This window comes from Glycomyces tarimensis, assembly GCF_054776215.1.
Genome location: NZ_BAAHCB010000001.1, coordinates 342,176 through 362,334 on the forward strand (window position 1 = coordinate 342,176; position 20,159 = coordinate 362,334).

The following is a 20,159-nucleotide window of genomic DNA, read 5'->3' on the forward strand; positions in this document are numbered from 1 at the left end:
CTGCCCGCTAGCGCAGCACCGTCCAGTCGCGCGAGCCGAGGAACTCGGGCCTCGGCGAGGACGCCGCGAACGGCTCCTCCAGCGTGTTGTCGACGCTGTTGAACACGATGAACAGGTTCGAGCGCGGGAACGGCGTGATGTTGCCGTTCGAGCCGTGCATGCAGTTGCAGTCGAACCAGATCGCCGAGCCGGCGTCGCCGGTGAACTGCTTGATGCCGTGCTTGTCGGCCAGCAGTCGCAGCGATGTCTGGTCGGGCGTGCCGATCTCCTGCTCCTTGAGCGACGACTTGTAGTAGTCGTCGGGCGTCTCGCCCACACACGACACGAAGGTCTTGTGCGAACCGGGCATGATCATCAGCGAGCCGTTGAAATGGAAGTTCTCGGTCAGCGCCAGTGAGAGGCTGACCGCGCGCATCCTCGGCATGCCGTCCTCGGCGTGCCACGTCTCGAAGTCCGAGTGCCAGTAGAACGGGTTGCCGCCGAAGCCGGGCTTGTAGTTGACCCGGCTCTGGTGCACGTACACGTCGGATCCGAGGATCTGGCGTGCGGTGCCGGCGATGCGCTCGTCACGGAGGAGTTCCGCGAAGAACTGCGAGATCTTGTGGACCTCGAACACCGAACGGACCTCTTTGGAGTCCTTTTCGCGGATGACTCGCTCGTCGCCGTCGAGGCTGGAGTCCTGCAGCAGCCGGTGCAGTTCCTCCTGCGCCTCTTTGAGCTCATCGGGCTTGAGCAGTTCGGCGATGTCGGTGAAGCCGTTCGCCTCGTGAGCGTCGAGCTGGTCCGCGTTCAAAGGTCCGTCGCCGGGTGTTCCCCAGACGGCCGGGTCTTCGTTGCGGTAGATCAGCTGCGGCTCCTTGGCGACCCGCGTCGGATAGCTGTCGCGGGGTGACATGATCGTTCACTCCTTCAAGAATTCACTCGTCGTCGTCGGTCAACAGGGGATAGACACCGTTTTCGTCGTGGACCTCCTTCCCTGTCACCGGGGGGTTGAAGACGCAGACGGTGCGCACATCGGTCTCGGCGACGAGCGTGTGCCGCTCGTGGCCGTTCAGGAGATACATCGTCCCCGGCGAAAGCTCATGGACTTCGCCGCTCTCGTGGTCGTGCAGCTTCCCGCTGCCCTCGATCACGTAGACGGCCTCGATGTGGTTGGCGTAGTGCATGCTCGTCGAGGTGCCGGCGAACAGCACCGTGTCGTGCATCGAGAAGCCGGCCTTGTCACGGGCCAGGAGCAGGCGGCGGGACCGCCAGGTGCCCTGGACCTTGTCGCGGTCGTTGCCCTCGACGTCGTACACGGTGCCGATGAGGTCGGCAAGTCGACGGACGATCATGCGCTCTGCTCCTTTGCGACGGAGGCGACGGCGTCGCGCAGGATCGCCACGCCCTCTTCGAAGTCTTCGTACGACGTGTTCAGCGGCGGCAGGAACTTCACGACCTCGTCCTCGGCGCCCGAGGTCTCCATGAGCAGGCCGTTGTCGAAGGCCTCCTTGCAGGTGCGGGAGGCGAGCTCCGGGCTGGCGTACACCAGACCTCTGGCGAGCCCGCGGCCGCGCGTGGTGAGCTCCAGTTCCGGGAACGACTCCGTGATCTTCTGGAGCTCGGCGTCGAGCCACTCGGCCTTGACGTCGACGGCCTTGGTGAACTTGTCGTCGCGCCAGAACTCCTCGAGCGCGGCCGTGGCGGTGACGAACGCCGGCGCGAACCCGCGGAAGGTCCCGTTGTGCTCGCCGGGCTCCCACACGTCGAGTTCGGCTCGCATGAGCGTGATCGCGAACGGCAGGCCCAGACCCGACAGCGACTTCGAGAGCGTCACGATGTCGGGCTTGATCCCGGCGTGCTCGAAGGAGAAGAACGGCCCGGTGCGCCCGCAGCCCATCTGGATGTCGTCGACGATGAACAGCATGTCGTGCTCATGGCACACCTCCTGGAGCCCGCGCAGCCAGTCGGCGGTGGCGACGTTGATGCCGCCCTCGCCCTGGACGGTCTCGACGATGACCGCGGCGGGCTGGTCGAGACCGGACCCCGAGTCCTCGAGAAGGCTGCGCAACCACAGGAAGTCGGGCGTCTGCCCGTCCATGTAGTTGTCGTACGGCATGGTGGCGGCGTTGTTCAGCGGCACGCCCGCGCCGCCGCGCTTCATCGAGTTGCCCGTGACCGCCAGGGCCCCCAGCGTCATGCCGTGGAAGCCGTTGGTGAACGAGATGATGGTCTCGCGGCCGGTGTACTTGCGGGCGAGCTTGAGCGCGGCCTCGACGGCGTTGTTCCCGGCCGGGCCGGGGAACTGCACCTTGTAGTCGAGTCCCCTGGGCTTGAGGACGACCTCGTCGAAGGTCTGGAGGAACGTCCGCTTGGCTGCGGAGTACGTGTCCAGCGTGTGGATGACGTTATCGTCCGCCAGGTAGGACAGGAGCGCCTCTTTGAGCACCGGATGGTTGTGGCCGTAATTGAGCGAACCGGCCCCTGCGAAGAAGTCGATGTACGACTTCCCGTCTTCATCGTTGAGCCGGCTGCCCCGTGCGGTGGTGAACACCGTGGGCCAGTTGCGGCAGTATGAACGGACTTCTGATTCGACCTTTTCGAAAACCTGCATTGTCTCTTTTGGTCGGCCTGTTGAGCTGTCTCTGCTTCCCGGCGTGTGTGCCGGTCATGGCTCGCAAGCTTCGCCATGAGCGACCGCCAGGCGCATACCCGGGCCGGCAGCGTCGGTGCCCGGATAGGACGGGGGCTCCTGCTCAGTCCAGTGGACCGATGCGGTGAAGCATCTCCGGTTCATGACCGGAGCCGAGTTCCCGTTCAGAGAACAGCACGTCCACGACCAGGTCCGCGTCGTTCGCCTTCGCGAACGACTCGAACAGGCGCATGGACGCTTTATTATCCGGAGTCACTGTCGCTTCCACGAAGCGAACTCCCTGCGGGCGCAGAACATCGACCACGTGGTCGAGCATGCGCCGCGCCAAACCACGGCGACGGTAGTCGTCCGCGACCGCGACCTGCCACGTGAAGAACGTGTCGGGAGACTGCGGACGGCGGTAACCGGTGATGAAGCCCGCCAGGCGATCGGCGTCGCGGGCGACGACGGTGGTGTCGGCGAAGTCGCGGCACCACAGCAGATAGGCATACCTGCTGTTGAGATCGAGAGTCCCCGCGTTCGCCGCGAGGTCCCACATTCGCGGTCCGTCGTCGGCACTGGGCGTGTCCAGGGTGAGTTCAACTGACCCCTGGACCTGATTGCCTTGGACCTGGGTGTTCAACCCGTCATGGGCGGATTCACTTGCGTCACCGGGTGGCATGGGAACGACCGTAGCAAAGATCGGGCCCATTGTTAAGCCCAACAGAACAATATTGTTAAGTATCACGCGTTACGACTCGGTGAATTGTTCTTGTCCGATGTTGCTATTTGGTCATGATTCGTCCGATTCGAGGCCCGCCTTCTCGACGAGGGCCCGCCGCAGCGCGAGCTCGGGGTCGACGCCGGCGGCCTTGGCGGCGGCCACGGCGGCGAGCAGGAAGTCGCCGACCTCCTCGGCCTCCATCTTCAAACCGTCGGGCAGGTCCGGGAGGTCCAGCGGCACGCCCGCGTCATCGAAGCGGTCGATGACCTTCGCGGCGAACGCCAGGGACGGCAGACGGCGCGAGACGCCGTCTGCCGGATGGTCCCGGTCGGGCTTCTCGGCGGCCTTGGCGCTGTGCCAGTGCTCGTAGAGGTCGTCGGGGTCGGCGTCGCCCCACACGTGCGGGTGGCGGCGGATGATCTTGTCGACGATGGCGCCGGCGACGTCGTCGATGTCGAACTCCTCACGCCCCGCGGCGAGGCGAGCGTGCAGGATCGGCTGGAACAGCAGGTCGCCGAGCTCCTCTTCCAGCTCCAGGGCGTCTCCGGCGGCGATCGCGTCGAGCACCTCGTAGGACTCCTCCATGAGGAAGGGCGCGAGGCTCTCATGGCTCTGCGCGCGGTGCCAGGGGCAGCCGCCCTCCTCGGCGTGGAGCTGGTCCACCGCGGCCACCAGGTCCAAGAGGCGAGCGCCGGGCGGATCCCAGGAGCCGTAGACGACCTCGAGCTCCACTTCGCCGCCGGCGACGTACTCGGCCAGCGCTTCGCGCAGCTCCTCGTCGCCGTCCTCACCGACGAGCCAGACGCCGCCTTCCTCGAGGAAGGACGCGGCGTCGTCGACGAGGTCGACCTCGATCCCGGCGTCGCGGACGGCCTCGACGGTGGGCGAGTCGCCGAACGCGGCGACGGCCTCGGCGTCGTGCAGGGCGTCCCAGGCCTCGACGGTGAGCAGGCCGGCGGGAATGCGCGGGGAGGTCAGGAGCCAGGTGACGGTACTCAACGCTGCGGGACTTCCACTTCGAAGACGCCGGGGATCAGGGTGATGGCCACCTCGCCGTAGCGAGGGCTGGCGGCGACGTCGTATTCCTCGACGTAGCCGGCGAGCTCGTCGGAGAGGGCGGCGTAGTAGTTGAACACCTCGGGCTGCTGCTGGATGGTGTCGGCTATCTGCTGGTCCTGCTGGGCGGCGACCGTGATGGCGTCGATCTCGTCCTGGGTGAGTTCGCGGGGCTCGACGTCCTGCATCAGCGCGTTGATGTAGGCGTTGCGCTCGGCGTACTTCGCTTCGATGGAGTCGTCGCCGCCCTCGGGGTTCTCCAGGTCCAGGGTGCGGCCCAGTTCGGTGATGACCACGACCTCGACCACCAGCTCGCGGTCGAGGCTGTAGTCGTAGCCGACCAGGTCCATGCCGGAGGCCTCGGTCCGGAGCGTCGCCAGTTCATCGACGTAGGCGTCGACCGTGTCCTCGGGCACGCGCTCGTCATCGACGAACACGGCCGCGCCCTGTACGTTGCTGCACGCCGTCAGCGCCGCGACCCCGACAGCCGCGAGTCCGGCCAGTTTCAATGTGCGCACGGTCATCCCTTTCCGCTCATGCAATGCCTCTGTGAGGTTAGTCGCAAGCCTGAATGCTCCTCGATCCGCCCGCCCGACCCGGAGGGCGGCCAAGGCGACGGCCACGAAGGTGAACAGTACCGTCATTTCGGCCCAGGAAGCGAGCGGGAAACAGCCCGCCAACGGCACGTGGAAGGCCGTCGCTTCCGCGGGTTCGTCGACGCTCTGCTGCACGACGGCCCTACCCCTAGACCGGATCAGGCGGCAGGGACTCTCCCGGCGAAATCTGGGCACGGCGCGCCGCAACGCCGTCGAGGATGACGTCCAGCCCGTCGGCGAACCAGTCCCGTTCGCCGGCGGGCAACGGCTCGGCGATGAGTTCGCTCAATCGGGGAAAGGCGCTCAAATCGACCGCGCGAAGCCGCTGCTGCCAGCTGCGCCCGGGGTCATCGGCGCTGCCGGGCCGCCGGTCCCCGAGGGCGATTCGCGCGCTGCCCTGGACGTAGTTGTTGACCGTCATGATCACCCGGGCCGCCTCGGCCGGCGCCAGTTCGAGCTCGTCCAGCGCGGTGAGCGCCCATTCCATGGCGGCGAGCGACGCGGTCCCGAAGGGCGGCGTGACCGTGGCGGTCGCGGTGAGCATCCACGGATGGGCCAGGAACGCCGACCAGTCCTGCCGCGCGAGCGCGTGCATGCACTCACGCCAGCCGAGACCGGAGCGGTCGGGGTAGGTGTAGTCGGCGGTGACCTGTTCGACCATGGCGCCGACGAGCTCGTCCTTGTCGGACACGTGCCGGTACAGCGACATCGCCCCGGTCTTGAGCCGTTCGGCCACGCGCCGCATCGTCACCGCTTCCAGGCCCTCCGCGTCGGCGAGCTCGATCGCCGAGGCGACGATCCGCGCGCGGGACAAGGGACCCGATGGCCCGATTCGTGGACTCAATTCGCACCTCCCGGGCCAGTCTAGCGCGATGGGTACATCGTACGCTACGGTGGTTGCGTACACCGTACCCAAGGAGCGTCCGTGCCTGTACCGACTTCTCATCCGACTGAGCCGCGATCGAGGTGGCTCGGACTCGCCGTGCTGACCCTGCCGGTGATCCTGACCTCTATGGACATCACGATCCTGCACATCGCGATCCCGACGATCACGCACGAGCTGACCCCGAGCCCCAGCCAGATGCTGTGGACACTCGACGCCTACGGATTCCTGCTGGCCGGCCTGCTGATCACCATGGGCAACATCGGCGACCGCATCGGCCGGCGCCGCCTCCTGCTCATCGGCGCCGTGGTGTTCGCCACCGCCTCGGCGATGGCGGCGTTCGCACCGAACCCGGAGATGCTGATCGTCGCGCGGGCGCTCATGGGCGTCGGCGGGGCCACGCTGATGCCCTCGACGCTCTCACTGATCCGCAACATGTTCATCGACCCCGGCGAACGCACCCGCGCGATCGGCATCTGGACCGCAAGCCTGTCCGCGGGGATCGCACTCGGCCCGATCGTCGGCGGCCTGCTGCTCGAAACCTTCTGGTGGGGATCGGTGTTCCTCATCAACGTCCCGGCCATCTTGGTCCTCCTGAGCGCGGCGCCCGCACTCGTCCCCGAGTACCGGAACCCCACGCGGGCCAGGATGGACCTGTTGAGCGTGCTGCTGTCCTTCGCCGCGATCCTGCCGATCGTGTGGGCGGTCAAGACGGCGGCCGAGGAGCTGGCGCTCTCCCCGGCCGCGGTGATCGCGCTGGCCGTTGGAGTCCTCGCCGGGGCGGTGTTCCTCGTCCGGCAGCGTCGACTCCAGGCGCCGTTGGTCGATGTCGGCCTGTTCGCCGACGCGCGGTTCACCGGCGCCGTCCTGGGAGCGGGGCTCGCCATGTTCTCGCTGGTGGGCGTCATGCTCTACAGCGCGCAGTACCTCCAACTCGTCGAAGGGCTCTCGCCGCTCGGCGCCGGCGTCGCGATCCTGCCGGTCATGCTCGCCGTCGGCAGCATGGCCGTGCTCGCCTCAGTGGTCGTGCGACGCATCGGATACCCGGTGCTGTTCGGCACGGGAGCGATGGTCGCCGCAGCCGGGATGCTCGCGTTCAGTCGGGTCCCGGTAGAAGACGGCCTCGTCATCGCCGTCGTCTCATCCGCTTTCATCGGGGCAGGAATCGCCCCGATGATGACACTCGCCGCCGACGTGGTCGTCGGTTCCGTTTCTCCGGCGCGATCCGGCGCGGCATCCGCGCTGTCCGAGACCGCTCAGGAGCTCGGGGCCGCGCTGGGCATCGCCGTACTCGGGTCGATCGGGACCGCGCTGTACCGGGCTCGGGTCCTCGACGGAGTGCCCGCGGGTGCCCCGAACGAAGTTGCGGACACAGCCGGCTCCAGCCTCGGGGCCGCGATGAGTGTCGCCGAGCAACTCCCCGGCGAGGCCGCCGGGCACCTGACCGAGCTGGCTCGCGCTGCCTTCGTCGACGGTCTGAGCGCCGCCACAATGATCGGAGGCGTCATCCTCATCGCGACCGCCGTCATCTGCCCGCTATTGCTCCATCGAGGACGGACTGCGGCGAGAGCCGCGGGCCGGCGCCAGTGACACCGCAAGGCGGTGACGGACGCAGAGTGCCGGTACGCGCGGGCGCGACTTCAGGCGCAGCGACGACGAGGTAGGAGCCTGTGGGGGTCGGACGCCAGGTGCGGGTCCGTTTGAGTGCGGGTTCAAGCGGGCGGCGACGAAGAGGTGTGTTCTTTGTGGAGGTTGGGTGGCGGGCGTGCCGGTGGGATGTGGCGCGCGGGTCGCTTCGCGGGCGAGCCATGTGTTGTCCGCTTTGGTTTGCGGGGCAGGGCTTCTCGTGGTTCCGGGCGGCGGAAACGTGAGGGTTTTCCCACCCTAATGGGTGATGACAGAAGCCTTGTGGCCTGGGAGAATGGAGGTCGAACCAGCGGAAACAGCAGGTTCGTACGAGACCTCAAGGAGGTGTGACATGGCCACAGCGAGCATGAAGCCCAGCAAGACCGAGCGGACCGAACGCGCAGCGGCGATCCACACCAACCTTGACGAAGCTGCGGCCATGATCAACCAGGCCCACGCCAAAGTGCTCGCTGATGTCATCCAGGCGAAGGCGTGGAACATCCACCGCGACTGCGACGGCTTCTCGGCGCTGCGGGAGTGGCTGGTGTCGACCTTCGACTTCCACCTCCGCACCGCTGCTGATCTGGCCGCGATCGCCCGCACCGCAGGCAAGTTCACCATCCTCGCCCAGACCGCCACCTCCGCTGCCGCGCGCATCGACCGGGTCGCGGCAGCCGTGCGCCGCCTGGACGCCACCAAGGCTCTGCGGGTGTACGCCCGCACCCCCTACAAGGAGCCGGTGCCGTCCCCGTTCGTTGCCGAGACGCTCTGCCTCACCCCGGAGCACTTGATCGCGCAGTACTGCATCCACGCGACGGTCAAGGATGTGCACGCCCAGCTCGACGAGCTCCAAGCCGCCCTCGACAACGGTGAGGAGCTGCTGGACGGGCTCGGGCAGCAGTCGTTGCAACGGCTCGACTTGGTGGAGACCGAGAACGGCATGTTCGTCCTCTCCGGGCTCCTGTCGGCCGACACCGGGAAGCTGTTCGCCAAACTCCTGACCACCGCCGTGCCCCCGCCCCGGCAAGACGAGGTCGACGCCGACGGGTGCCTGCCGCCTGCGGCGAACCGCCGGGCCGAGGCGTTCCACCAGGTGCTCGCGGCCCACGGGGCCGACCCGAACGCGGCCAAGCGGCACGGCCACACCGCCACCCTGCACCTGTCAGTCGACATCGACACGTTGGCCGGGCAAGACACCGGACGCGTGCCGACCCTCGAAGGCGACCCGATCAGCCTCGGGAAGGCCCGCCTGCTCGCCTGCGAGGGCCTGGTCATCCCCAACGTGTTCAACTACCGCACCGGCGAAGCGATCGAACTCGGGCGTGCCCTGCGCCTGCCGAACTCGGCGCTGCGGCGGAAGCTGGAGTTGGAGCAGCCGGGCGGGTGCGCTTGGAGCGGCTGTCTCGCCCCGGTGCAGTGGACCGAAGCCCACCACATCGTGCATTGGGCCAACGGCGGACCCACCGTCGCCGAGAACCTGATCCTGCTGTGCCGCTTCCACCACGGCCGCATCCACACCCCCGGCTGGACCATCACCAAAACCGGACCGGGCAAAGCGATGATCGTCCACCACGAGGGGCACGAGGACACCGACCCCGACCTCACATGCGGGTGCTCGGACTGGCGGACTGACGCCGACCTGGATGCCGACTTCGTTGACGACATCGCGAACGCCTTCCCCACCGGCCTGTACCCCGAGGAATGGTCCGAGACCCTGAAACCCGACCTCGAAGCGGCTGCCGAGCAGGCCGACTTGGAGGACGCGTTGGCCGCCGCGAAAGCCGCCCGCGCCAAAGTGCGAGCCCGCTTCACGACACCGGCACCCAAGCCCGAACCGGCTTCAGCACCGGCAACGGGGCCGGGATACCAGACTTTCACACCGCTTCATGAGACGAAGCGATCTCGCGAACCGGTCGGGGCCGCACCGGCACCGGGCTACGGACCACCGCCCTTCTTAACCCGCCCGCCACGGGATGCCGTGGCGGGGAAGGCACCACATAGGTCGCCAGCTCGAAACCGGCAACGGCTTCGAGCCCATTCCCGTGCCCCGGCCTCGAACCGGACCACAGATCACCTCGAATCCGGCGTCTGGCCAGACCCAATCCGACCCGGCACGAGCCCACCGACCACCTCCGCGACGGCAGACCGCCTCCACCGTCCACCTGCCACCGCTTTTGTCGCCGCCATAGCGCAGAACGACCATCACACCCGACCGACCCCGCCAACGCCCCCGCTTCCATTACCGGTCTCACCAGGCGAAGACCCAAGGAAGACCCAAGGAGGCAGTGGAGGGCCGCCACCGCGCTGATCATGGCTAGTCGGGACCCTAGGAGTCGCTGAGTCACGGCGTCACGGCGTCGCTGAGTTACGGCGTCGCTGAGTTCCTGAGTCCCTGCTCGTCAGACCGCCTTGGCCTCTTCGACGGCCGGGATGACGTCGGTGATGAGATCGGCGCACCACTGGAGGAGCGCCAGGCCCTCGATGGGTTTGCCGCCGATTCTCGATGTCGTCGGGCGCGGGGCGCTGATCAGACCGGCCTGAGGCTTGTAGTGGGCCTCCGGGTAGTGGCGACGCAGCCGCATCTGCTTCGAGTCGGGCAGCTCCACCGCGGCGAAGCGGAGGTTCTTGCCCTGCAAGGCGACGTCGCTCAGGCCGTGGCGCCGGGCCAGGAGCCGGAAGCGCGCCAGGTGGAACAGAGTCTGGACCTGTTCGGGCGCCGGACCGTAGCGGTCTTCCATCTCGTCGCGGACCTCGTCGAGCTCGGCTTCGGTGTGGACCTCGGAGATCTTGCGGTACATCTCCAGGCGCAGGCGCTCGACCTCGATGTAGTCGACCGGAACGTTGGCGTCGAGCGGCAGCTCGACCTTGACCGGCGCCGGTGGCTCCTCGCCACCGCCCTTGAAGGCCGTGACCGCCTCGCCGACCATGCGCAGGTACAAGTCGAAGCCGACGTCGGCGATATGCCCGGACTGCTCGGCGCCGAGGAGGTTGCCGGCGCCGCGGATCTCCAGGTCCTTCATCGCGACGTACATGCCCGCGCCGAGCTCGGCGTGCTGGGCGATCGTCGCCAGGCGCTCATGCGCCGTCTCGGAGAGCGGCTGCTCGGGCGGGTACAGAAAATAGGCGTACGCGCGGTCGCGGCTGCGGCCGACCCGGCCCCGGATCTGGTGGAGCTGCGAGAGCCCGAGCAGGTCGGCACGCTCGACGATCAGCGTGTTGGCGTTCGGGATGTCGATGCCCGACTCGATGATCGTCGTGGAGACGAGGACGTCGAACTCACCGTCCCAGAACGACTGCATGATCTTCTCGAGCTGACCCTCGCCCATCTTGCCGTGGGCCACGGCGACCCGGGCCTCGGGGATCAGCTCGCGGAGCTTCGTCGCGGCCCGGTCGATCGATTCGACGCGGTTGTGGAGGTAGAAGACCTGCCCGTCCCGCAGCAGTTCGCGGCGGATCGCCGCGGTCACCTGCTTCGCCTCCCAGGCCCCCACATAGGTGAGCACGGGATGGCGTTCCTCCGGGGGCGTGGCGATCGTGGACATCTCGCGAATGCCGGTCACCGCCATCTCGAGGGTCCTCGGGATCGGGGTGGCCGACATCGTCAGCACGTCGACGGCGGTGCGCAGCGCCTTGAGCTTCTCCTTATGCTCCACGCCGAAGCGCTGCTCCTCGTCCACGATGATCAGACCCAGGTCCTTGAAGCGCGTCTCGGCCTGCAGCAGGCGGTGCGTGCCCACGAGGATGTCGACGTCCCCGTTGGCGATGCCCTGCTGGATCTCGGCCGCCTCACGGGCCGACTGGAAGCGCGAGAGCTGCTTGATGCGGACCGGGAACTGGCCCATGCGCTCCACGAACGTGCCGTAGTGCTGGCTCGCCAGCAGTGTCGTCGGGACCAGGACCGCCACCTGCTTGCCGTCCTGCACCGCCTTGAACGCGGCGCGGACCGCGACCTCGGTCTTGCCGTAGCCGACGTCGCCCATCACGAGGCGGTCCATCGGGATGCGCGCCTCCATGTCGGACTTGGTGTCGATGATCGCCGACATCTGGTCGGGCGTCTCGATGAAGGGGAAGGCGTCCTCCAGTTCGCGCTGCCACGGCGTGTCGGGCGAGAACGAGTGCCCCTCGGCCGACTGCCGGGCGGCGTACAGCTGGATGAGCTCCGCGGCGATCTCGCGCACCGCCTTGCGCGCCCGCCGCTTCGTCTTCTGCCAGTCCGTGCCGCCGAGCTTGTGGACGGACGGCTGCTCGCCGCCGACGTAGCGCGTCAGCTGGTCGAGCGAATCGGTGGGCACGAACAGGCGGTCGCCGGGCTGGCCCCGCTTGGAGGCCGCGTACTCGATCACCAGGTATTCGCGCTCGGCCCCGCCGATGTTGCGGCGCACCATCTCGATGTACCGGCCGACGCCGTGCGAGTCGTGCACGACGAAGTCGCCCGGCGTCAGCTCGAGCGGGTTGATCATGCCCCTGCGCTTGGACGCCTTGCCTTTGCGGGGACGCTGCGCGGCGAGGGCCTTGCCGCCGGCGATGTCGGCGGCCGTCACGACGACGAGGCCGGCGTTCTCGTCGATGAAGCCGATCGCGAGGGTGCCGACGCAGGCGGTCACCTCGCCGGGCGTGAACGATGCGGGGGCCTCGTCAAGATGGGCGCCGATGCCGGCGGCCTTGAGCTGTTCGGCGGCCCGCCCGGCCCCGCCCAGGGCCGGGTACACGACGGCGACGGCCCGCCCGGACTGCGTCCAGGTCTTCATGTCGGCGGTCAGCTTCGCCGAGTCCCCGTGGTAGCGCGGCGTTTCGGCGATGCCCAGGTCCACCGTGACCGATTCGTCGGCGATGTCGCCGCCCGAGGGGCCCTCGCCGGTGATCGCGGCGAGCTCGGCCGCGAGCGGGTCCTCCTCGGGCGCGGCGGCGAACGGAGAGATCGTCCACCAGCGCTGGCCCGCCGCGAGCGCGACGGTCCTGGCGTCGGCCAGGTCGCGGAAGATCCCGGAACCGAGGTCGACGGGTGCCTCGGCCCCGGCCGCCGCGGCGGCCCAGGAGGCCTCGAGGAATTCGTTCGACGTGGCCACCAGGTCGGTGGCGCGGGAGCGGATGCGCTCGGGCTCGATGGCGATGACGAGCGTGTCGGCCGGGAGCGTCTCGGAGAACAGCTCGAGGTTCTCGGAGCCGACGAGGGCGGGCATGAGCGACTCCATGCCCTCGACGGGGATGCCCTGGCTCAGCTTCGTGCACATCTCGGCCAGGCCCGGCTGGGACGCGGCCAGTTCGGCGGCGCGCCGGCGGACGTCGTCGGTGAGGAGGAGCTCGCGGCAGGCGGTGGCGCGCAGCTCCTCGGCGGGGTCCAGCGAGCGCTGGTCGGCGACGGAGAACTCCCGGATCGCGTCGACCTCGTCGCCGAAGAACTCCAGGCGCAGCGGGTGCTGGGCGGTGGGCGGGAAGACGTCGAGGATGCCGCCGCGCACGGCGAACTCGCCGCGCTTCTCGACCAGGTCGACGCGCTCGTAGGCGAGGCCGATGAGCCGCTCGGACAGCTCGGTCAGGTCGGTCTCGTCGCCGCGCCGCAGGTGGATCGGTTCGAGCGAGCCGAGGCCCTTGAGCTGGGGCTGGAGCGCTCCGCGAACGGGGGTGACGATGACGCGCGGCACGTCTCCGGCGTGGACGCGGTGCAGCAGTTCGAGCCGGGTGCCGACGGTGTCCGAGCGCGGGGAGAGCCGCTCGTGCGGGAGGGTCTCCCAGGCCGGGTAGAGCGCGATGTCGTCCTCGGGGACGAAGGAGGCGAGGGACTCGGCGAGTTCTTCGGCCTCGCGGGAGGTGGCCGTGATCGCCAACAGCGGCCCGGGCGCTTTGCGGGCGGCCTGGGCGATGGCGAGCGGCCGCGCACCGGGCACGGCGACGACGTCCACCGGCGTCTGGGAGTCGGCGGCGAGCTCGGCGATGCGGGCGAGCTTCGGCGAACGCGCCGCCGCGTCGAGCAGGCCTGCGAGTTTTGCCTCTACCTGGACTTGTGACATGCGGTGACTCCCCCACCCGGTGCATCTGGGCATGCTGACTGGCCGGAACCGGGCACCCTCGGTGAAGCTTGCGCGCCATACGTTGGCACAGGGAGTCCCGGTTCCGGCAACCGGTCGAGTCTACCTCGAACCGCCGACGTCTCCGGCGGTCTCGGCGGGCGTCGAGCCGAAGAGCAACTCCTGGACTTCGGGCAGGTTGTAGAACATGCCGATGACCACGAGGCCGGTGAGGACGGGGAGGAGGATCCGGTTCTCGCCCTTGCCGCCGGCGCGCAGCGCGATGGTGTTGGGCAGGCCGATGTCGTACCAGCGGCGCTTCTTGATCGGGAGGGGGAACAGCAGCGGCGAGCCCATCTTGGTGATCATGTCGCCGAGGATGTGGATGAAGCAGCCGATGCCCATCGCCAGGCCGAGGATCCAGTAGTGGCGGTCGCCGGGCAGCAGGTGGTACATGCCGTAGGAGGAGGCCAGGGCGACGGCGGTGGTGATGACCCAGCCCATCCGGTTCACCGAGGCCGGGAGCAGGCCGCGCACGGCGAGGCCGGTGAGGACGAACAGGATGGCGATGACCGCCGGCTTGCCGTAGTTGGCGGCCAACAGGCCCGTGCCGGTGCCGACGAGGGCGGCGTGGACGGCCGTGTGCGTGAACGTCCGGTGCCCGTTCTTGCGTTTCTTGTCCTTCTTGGACTTCGTCAGCAGGTAGAACCAGTAGCACAGGCGCTCGACGCATTCGGCGACGAACAGGGAGACCACGCCGAAGGAGCGGGCGACGGTGGAGCCGCCCTTGTTCTCGGTGACCTTGCCGGCGCAGTCGATGTCGGGATACAGGGCGGCGCCGGACGCCGCGATGGCGCCGACGACGAGTTCGGCGGAGGATTGGTCGAGGCCGAACGCGACGTCGGCCACCGCCGATCCGGCGAGCCACAGGGCGGCGCCGGACATGGCGTGGGTGGGACCCATGACCATAGTGGGGTCTCCTTAATCAGGGCGGTTCCGGGGAGGACGCGAAGACTATGCCACACGGTCGCAACGACTCTCGCCACGACCGCGAGCATTGTTCCAATCTAGGTCGATGGTGCGACACACTCGCGCTAGGGTCATTGTGTGTTCACCTCCTCCCAGCTGTCCGCTTATCTCGAGCGGATCGGGCTCGCGCGGCCGAGGCGTCCCACAGTCGACGCGCTCGTCCGGATCCACCGTGCCCACATCGACACCTTCCCGTACGAGAACCTCGACATCCAGCTCGGACGCCCGATCCGGCTCGATGACGAGGCGCTGTTCGACAAGTTCGTGCGGGGCGGTCGGGGCGGGTACTGCTACGAGAAGAACCACGTGCTCGCGCTGGCGCTGGAGGCGATGGGCTTCGACGTGCGCCGCGTGCTCGGGGCCGTGGCCCGCGAGACCGAGGGCGAGGAGAACTGGTACAACCACATGCCGCTGGTGGTGCGGTTCTCGAACGGGGAGTTCGTGGCCGACACCGGGCTCGGCACGGGGTTCCGCGACCCGCTGCCGCTGCGCACCGGCAGCCACCGCGTGGGCCCGTTCAACTTCGGGATGTGGCAGCTGGAGGACGAGCTGTGGCGCTGCACGATCGACCCGAGGCTCTCGGACCTGTCCTTCGACTTCACGGTGGCGCCCAGGGACATCGGCGAGTTCGCCGAGAAGTGCCGTGAGCTGTCGACCTCGCCGGACTCGCCGTTCGTCAAGACGCTGACGGCGCAGTTGCCGCTCGACGACGCGACGATGGTGCTGCGGGCCCGGACGCTGACGATCATCGACCCGGCCCTGAGCGACGGCAAGATCATGCGCATCATCGCCGACCTCGACCGCTTCTCCGAGCTGCTGGTCGAGCGCTTCGGTCTGACGCTCGGCGACGAGGAGCTGGGGCTGCTGTGGGCGAAGGCCTGCGAGCAGCATGAGCGCAAGCTCGCGGAGGACGCCGAGAAGAGCTCCTCCGCGAGCGGCGCCTGAATCAGCCGGTGTTGCGCAGCCCCGCGGCGATGCCGTTGACGGTGATGAGCAGGGCCCGCTTGAGCTGCGGATCGAGACCGTGCCCGACATCGCCGTCGGCCCGGTAGCGCTTGAGCAGCGAGATCTGCAGGTGGTGCAGCGGCGCCAGGTAGCGGTCGCGGACCTCCAGGGTGCGCGCGAGCTGCGGGTTGGCGTCGAGCAGCTTGTCCTCGCCGGTGAGCGCGAGGATCTCGGCGACGGTGCGCTCGTGCTCGGCCTTGATGAGCTCGAAGATCGGCTGGAGCTTCGGCGGCACGAGCGTCGCGACGTACTGCGAGGCGATGCTGAGATCGGTCTTCGCCAGCGTCATCTCCACGTTGGAGATGAAGTTGGAGAAGAAGTGCCATTTGCCGTGCATCTCGGCGATCTGGTCGCTCAGACCGGCCTCGCGGGCGGCGGCGAGGCCGGAGCCGACGCCGAACCAGCCCGGCACGATCTGGCGCGACTGGGTCCAGCCGAACACCCACGGGATCGCCCGAAGGCCTTCCAGTCCGGCGCTCGTGTTGGGGCGCTTGGACGGGCGCGAGCCGATGTTGAGCGCGCCGAGCAGCTCGGTGGGGCTGACCGCCCAGAAGTAGTCGGACAGGCCCGGCCGCGAGGTCAGATCGCGGTAGGCGGCCTTGGCGGCCTGCGAGGTCTGGTCCATGACCTCGAACCAGCGGCCCAGCACGTCCGGCTGGTGCCTCGGCTCGGTGTGCAGCAGCGTCGCCTTGAGCGAGGCGGCCACCGTCAGCTCGAGGTTCTCGCGTGCCAGCGCGGGCAGCGTGTACTTGTCGGAGAGGACCTCGCCCTGCTCGGTGATCTTGATGGCGCCGTCGAGCGTGCCCGAGGGCTGGGCCAGGATCGCCTCGTGGGTGGGGCCGCCGCCGCGGCCGATGGTGCCGCCGCGGCCGTGGAACAGCCGCAGCCGCACCCCGTGCTTGGAGGCGACGTCGCGCAGCTGGCGCTGGGCCTTCTGGATGTTCCACTGGCTGGCGGTGATGCCCGCGTCCTTGTTCGAGTCGGAATAGCCGAGCATGACCTCCTGGACGTCGCCGCGGGCGGCCACGATCGCGCGGTAGGCGGGCAGGCTCAGCAGCCCGTCGATCAGGGTGCCGGCGTTGGCGAGCTCCTGGACTTCTTCGAGGAGGGGGACGAAGCCGATGTCGGCGCGGCCGCGGGCGACGTCGAGGAGTCCGGCGTCGCGGGCGAGGATCGCCGGGGCGAGGACGTCGGCCGGCTCGTGCGTCATGGAGATGATGTAGGACTCCACGATCGAGTGGCCGAACTGCCGCTGCGCGTCCTTGATGGCGCGGAAGACGTCGAAGGTCTTGCGGTTGAGGTCGGAGAGGTCGACGTCGGCGGGCGCGAGCGGGCGGTGGCCGGACAGTTCGCGTGAGAGCAGCTCGTGGAGCTCGGCGGTGGTGAGCTCGGCGTACGGCTTGTCGAGTTCGCCGGCGGTGTCGTACAGCTCGGCGAGGACGGCGTGGTGGGCCTCGGAGTGCTCGCGGACGTCCATGGTGGCCAGTTGGAGGCCGAACGCGGCGACGGTGCGGATGACGTTGTCCAATACGCCCTTGGCGGCGAGCTGCCCGCGGTGGCGGGCGAGCGAGTCGCGCATGACCTGGAGGTCGGCGAGGAGTTCGCGGCCGTCGGCGTAGTCGATGCCGGGCCGGTGAGGCAGGCCTTCGGCGTGGCGGGCGCGGGTGTTCGCGAGCTTCGCCTCGATGGCGCGGGCCTTGAGCCGGTAGGGCTCCTCGGCGTGGATGCGCCGGTAGCGGGCCGGGATGTTGTCGAGCCGGTCGAGGTCGGCGGTGACCGAGTCGATGAGCTCCTGGGAGGCGGGCCGGACGGCCTGCGAGACCGACAGCTCGTTGATGAGGCCCGCCACCGCTCCCTCCGCCGCCGCGATGCCGTGCTCGTGCTGCATGACCAGGACCTGCTTGGTGACCTCGGGGGTGACGAACGGGTTGCCGTCCCTGTCGCCGCCGATCCAGGTGCCGAACTTGAGCGGGGCGCTGCCGGGTCGGGGCGAGCCGCCCAGGTCGGTGAGCGTCGCGTTCAGATCGGTGAGGACGCGGGCGGCGGCGTCGCGGTAGAGGTCGGTGAGGTAGTAGATCGCGTTGCGGGCCTCGTCGGAGGGCTCGGGCTTCTCGACGCGCAGCTCGTCGGTCTGCCACAGCAGGTCGATGATCTCGGCGAGGCGCGAGTTGACGGCGTCGACGTCGGCGGAGCCGAGGACGGCGCGCTCGGCGGTCTCGGCGTCGAGCAGGTCGGCGATGTTGCGCAGCTTGATGAGGATGGAGCGGCGGGCGGCCTCGGTGGGGTGGGCGGTGAACACCGGGCGCACTTCGAGCCGATCGGCCGCGGCGGCGATCTGGTCGGCGGGGATGTCCTCGGCGGTGATCTCGGCGCGGGCCTGGGCGAGCCAGCCGCCGTTCTCGGCGCGGCCGCGGCGCATGTCACGGGCGCGGTGGACCTGCTCGGTGATGTTGGCGAGGTGGAAGTAGGTGGCAAACGCGCGCGCGAGGTCGACCTCCTCGGTGACGTCGAGTTTCGAGAGGCGGGCGGCGACGGCCTCGGGCTTGTCGCGGACGAGGCCGCGTACCTCCTCGACGAGTTCGAGCAGTTGGGGGCCTTCCTGGCGGACCAGGGCCTGGCCGAGGAGGTTGCCGAGACGACGGATGTCCCGGCGGAGCTGCTTGTCGTCGACTTCGCCGGACGTGTCGTAGTAGTCCATGGAGTTCTCCAGTGGTGGTTTGGGCACACCCACGCGGGGCCGCTCGCGCCGACGCCGATGTCCGCGGTCACTGCTGCACTACTGCTCGGCCCTCAAAGTTCCCTGTGAGGTATCTGCGGGCCCTCACGGCGCCGCATGCGAAGCCGTGAGGCACCTCGGTGACGCTTGCGAGCCGTGCTTGAGCGCTGTCAGCGTAACTTATTCGCAATGCCCGCGGCACCTGCTCGGCCCGGCATGCGGGACGGCGCCTACGGATCCGCACTGCGGGTGAGGAGTGTGACGTACCGGTGGAATACCCTGGTGCAACCACCGAATTCACCGGTGCCGCACAGCCGCCTGAGCACTGCGAAGGGATCGCGACCAACGATGTCTGACTGGGTACTGCCCGACGAGGTCCTCGCCGAGGCGCCGAGCCATACTCCGCTGCCACACGAGCTCGCGGACCTGGAGTTGCTGCTGTACGGGGCCTACGATCCGCTGCGCGGCTTCATGAGCGCCGCTGAGGCGCGGCACGTGACCCGGACCGGCTCGCTCCTGGACGGGACGGCCTGGCCGGTGCCGGTGACGCTGGACGTACCGGTGGACCTCGCCGAGAAGCTCGACCACCCCGACCGCAAGCGGCGTGTGTTGCGCATCACCGATCCGGAGGGCGCTCCGGTGGCGGCCGTCGAATGCCATGCGCTCGATCCGCTCGGCCCCGACATCGTCCGCGTCGGCGGGCCGGTCCGGCGCATCGCCGACGCCGCCCACGGCGTGTTCATCGGCCTGCGCGCCACCCCCGATCAAGCGAAGACCACCTACAGCAAGAAACGCGTGCTGGCGCTGGTCGCGGACCGGCCGCTGCACCGCCCCCAGCTGGCCCAGCTGGTGCGCGCCGCCCACAACCTGGCCGCGCACGTGCTGGTCATGATCCCCACCGGCGACGAGACCAACGGCGACACGGCGCTGCGGTTGCCCACGGCGGCGCTGGTGCGCAGCGTGTTGGCGGCGAAGGACCGGCTCCCGACGGCGACGGTGCTGACGGTGCCGCTGTCCAAGCGGGGCGACCGGCTCCGCGACGGCCTGCTGACGGCGAAGGTCGCGGCCGCGTACGGGGCCACGCACATCATGACCGGCCCCGATGGGCTCTCCGGCGGCGACGGCATCCGCGCGATGGTGCCGCGCGAGCTGGCCTACGACACCCGCGACGGCCAGTGGCGGCCGATCGAGGACATCGAGCCGCCGTTCAGACGCACCGCGCTCAGCGACGCCGAGATCGCCGACATGCTCGACCGCGGCTTCGGCCTGCCGGAGTGGCACACGCCGCCGAGCGTCGCCGCGGAACTGCGCAAGGCGCGCCCGCCGCGGCGCCAGCGGGGCCTGGTGCTGTTCTTCACGGGCCTGTCGGGCTCGGGCAAGTCGACGATCTCGCGCGGGGTCTACGAGTCGCTGCTGGAGGACGGCACGCGCACGGTCTCGCTGTTCGACGGCGACGTGGTGCGGCGCCTGCTCTCGGCCGGGCTCGGCTTCTCCAAGGCGGATCGCTCGATGAACATCCGCCGCATCGGCTTCGTCGCGGCCGAGGTCGCCCGCCACGGCGGCATCGGTATGGCCTCGCCGATCGCGCCGTACGAGGCGGACCGGGCCGAGGCGCGGCGCATGGCGGAGGCGGCCGGCGCCGACTTCGTGCTGGTGTACGTCAACACGCCGCTGGAGGTCTGCGAGGCGCGCGACCGCAAGGGCCTGTACGCCAAGGCCAGGTCCGGGCGGATCCCCGAGTTCACGGGGGTCTCCGACCCGTACGAGGAGCCGCCGTACGCCGAGCTGACGATCGACACCAGCGACATCACCATCGGCGAGGCCGTCGAGCAGGTCATCGAGTTCCTGTCCGAGGGCGGCTGGCTGGAGCCGATCGGGCTCAAGATCGCTTGAGTCGCGTGCGAGGCC

General features: G+C 69.0%; 14 protein-coding genes. 4 read left to right on the plus strand and 10 right to left on the minus strand.

Annotation, left to right across the window (positions count from 1 at the left end):
• Nucleotides 1-7 precede the first annotated feature (7 nt).
• The 7 genes from thpD to ACYVK3_RS01685 all read right to left on the minus strand — a co-directional run bounded on the left by thpD (nucleotide 8) and on the right by ACYVK3_RS01685 (nucleotide 5,801).
• A complete protein-coding gene (thpD, locus tag ACYVK3_RS01655; protein WP_460495496.1) occupies nucleotides 8-895 on the minus strand; it encodes a 2OG-Fe(II) oxygenase family protein in 888 nt (295 codons plus the stop codon).
• A gap of 22 nt (nucleotides 896-917) precedes the next feature.
• On the minus strand, nucleotides 918-1,334 hold the full coding sequence (locus ACYVK3_RS01660) for an ectoine synthase (protein WP_460495497.1): 417 nt from the start codon (nucleotides 1,332-1,334) through the stop codon (nucleotides 918-920).
• A complete protein-coding gene (ectB, locus tag ACYVK3_RS01665) occupies nucleotides 1,331-2,593 on the minus strand; it encodes an aspartate aminotransferase family protein (RefSeq protein ID WP_460495498.1) in 1,263 nt (420 codons plus the stop codon). The genes ACYVK3_RS01660 and ectB overlap by 4 nt, the downstream gene beginning before the upstream one ends.
• Before the next feature lie 142 nt (nucleotides 2,594-2,735).
• A complete protein-coding gene (gene ectA / locus ACYVK3_RS01670; protein ID WP_460495499.1) occupies nucleotides 2,736-3,323 on the minus strand; it encodes a GNAT family protein in 588 nt (195 codons plus the stop codon).
• Between the two features lie 81 nt (nucleotides 3,324-3,404).
• Nucleotides 3,405-4,334, minus strand: coding sequence for a MazG nucleotide pyrophosphohydrolase domain-containing protein (locus ACYVK3_RS01675; RefSeq protein WP_460495500.1), 930 nt, complete (start codon nucleotides 4,332-4,334; stop codon nucleotides 3,405-3,407).
• Entirely contained in the window at nucleotides 4,331-4,909 is a 579-nt protein-coding gene (locus ACYVK3_RS01680; protein WP_460495501.1) for a hypothetical protein, read from the minus strand. Before ACYVK3_RS01680 ends, ACYVK3_RS01675 begins: the two co-directional genes overlap by 4 nt.
• A 226-nt stretch (nucleotides 4,910-5,135) precedes the next feature.
• Nucleotides 5,136-5,801, minus strand: a complete 666-nt coding sequence (locus tag ACYVK3_RS01685; RefSeq protein ID WP_460495502.1) for a TetR/AcrR family transcriptional regulator — start codon at nucleotides 5,799-5,801, stop codon at nucleotides 5,136-5,138.
• Between the two features lie 168 nt (nucleotides 5,802-5,969).
• On the opposite strand from ACYVK3_RS01685, the gene ACYVK3_RS01690 reads away from it, so the two are divergent.
• Together ACYVK3_RS01690 and ACYVK3_RS01695 are read left to right on the plus strand one after the other, a co-directional pair.
• Nucleotides 5,970-7,460 carry an MFS transporter gene (locus tag ACYVK3_RS01690; RefSeq protein ID WP_460495607.1) on the plus strand — a complete coding sequence of 497 codons (1,491 nt, stop codon included), beginning with the start codon at nucleotides 5,970-5,972 and terminating at the stop codon, nucleotides 7,458-7,460.
• Between the two features lie 388 nt (nucleotides 7,461-7,848).
• Complete coding sequence (locus ACYVK3_RS01695) at nucleotides 7,849-9,804, plus strand: HNH endonuclease signature motif containing protein (RefSeq protein ID WP_460495503.1); 1,956 nt, start codon at nucleotides 7,849-7,851, stop codon at nucleotides 9,802-9,804.
• A 91-nt stretch (nucleotides 9,805-9,895) separates the two neighbouring features.
• On the opposite strand, the gene mfd is transcribed toward ACYVK3_RS01695, so the two are convergent.
• Both mfd and ACYVK3_RS01705 read right to left on the minus strand, forming a co-directional pair.
• Nucleotides 9,896-13,504 carry a transcription-repair coupling factor gene (mfd, locus tag ACYVK3_RS01700; RefSeq protein ID WP_460495504.1) on the minus strand — a complete coding sequence of 1,203 codons (3,609 nt, stop codon included), beginning with the start codon at nucleotides 13,502-13,504 and terminating at the stop codon, nucleotides 9,896-9,898.
• Between the two features lie 120 nt (nucleotides 13,505-13,624).
• Nucleotides 13,625-14,470 carry a metal-dependent hydrolase gene (locus ACYVK3_RS01705; protein ID WP_460495505.1) on the minus strand — a complete coding sequence of 282 codons (846 nt, stop codon included), beginning with the start codon at nucleotides 14,468-14,470 and terminating at the stop codon, nucleotides 13,625-13,627.
• Between the two features lie 138 nt (nucleotides 14,471-14,608).
• Here ACYVK3_RS01705 and ACYVK3_RS01710 point away from each other — a divergent pair, with 138 nt between their 5' ends.
• The gene (locus tag ACYVK3_RS01710; RefSeq protein WP_460495506.1) at nucleotides 14,609-15,475 is read left to right on the plus strand and encodes an arylamine N-acetyltransferase family protein; all 867 of its coding nucleotides are present in this window, start codon (nucleotides 14,609-14,611) and stop codon (nucleotides 15,473-15,475) included.
• Nucleotide 15,476: 1 nt separating this feature from the next.
• Here ACYVK3_RS01710 and ppc read toward each other — a convergent pair whose 3' ends face one another.
• Entirely contained in the window at nucleotides 15,477-18,233 is a 2,757-nt protein-coding gene (gene ppc / locus ACYVK3_RS01715) for a phosphoenolpyruvate carboxylase (RefSeq protein WP_460495507.1), read from the minus strand.
• A gap of 366 nt (nucleotides 18,234-18,599) precedes the next feature.
• On the opposite strand from ppc, the gene cysC reads away from it, so the two are divergent.
• Complete coding sequence (cysC, locus tag ACYVK3_RS01720; RefSeq protein ID WP_460495508.1) at nucleotides 18,600-20,144, plus strand: bifunctional sulfate adenylyltransferase/adenylylsulfate kinase; 1,545 nt, start codon at nucleotides 18,600-18,602, stop codon at nucleotides 20,142-20,144.
• The last annotated feature ends 15 nt before the right edge of the window (nucleotides 20,145-20,159 follow it).

What these genes read in the sequence shown, in the direction of transcription:
- thpD (WP_460495496.1), bottom strand. Translation starts at nt 895, where the DNA reads ATGTCACCCCGCGACAGCTATCCGACGCGGGTCGCCAAGGAGCCGCAG.
- cysC (WP_460495508.1), top strand. Translation starts at nt 18,600, where the DNA reads ATGTCTGACTGGGTACTGCCCGACGAGGTCCTCGCCGAGGCGCCGAGC.
- ppc (WP_460495507.1), bottom strand. Translation starts at nt 18,233, where the DNA reads ATGGACTACTACGACACGTCCGGCGAAGTCGACGACAAGCAGCTCCGC.
- ACYVK3_RS01695 (WP_460495503.1), top strand. Translation starts at nt 7,849, where the DNA reads ATGGCCACAGCGAGCATGAAGCCCAGCAAGACCGAGCGGACCGAACGC.
- ectB (WP_460495498.1), bottom strand. Translation starts at nt 2,593, where the DNA reads ATGCAGGTTTTCGAAAAGGTCGAATCAGAAGTCCGTTCATACTGCCGC.
- ACYVK3_RS01705 (WP_460495505.1), bottom strand. Translation starts at nt 14,470, where the DNA reads ATGGTCATGGGTCCCACCCACGCCATGTCCGGCGCCGCCCTGTGGCTC.
- ectA (WP_460495499.1), bottom strand. Translation starts at nt 3,323, where the DNA reads ATGGGCCCGATCTTTGCTACGGTCGTTCCCATGCCACCCGGTGACGCA.
- ACYVK3_RS01660 (WP_460495497.1), bottom strand. Translation starts at nt 1,334, where the DNA reads ATGATCGTCCGTCGACTTGCCGACCTCATCGGCACCGTGTACGACGTC.
- mfd (WP_460495504.1), bottom strand. Translation starts at nt 13,504, where the DNA reads ATGTCACAAGTCCAGGTAGAGGCAAAACTCGCAGGCCTGCTCGACGCG.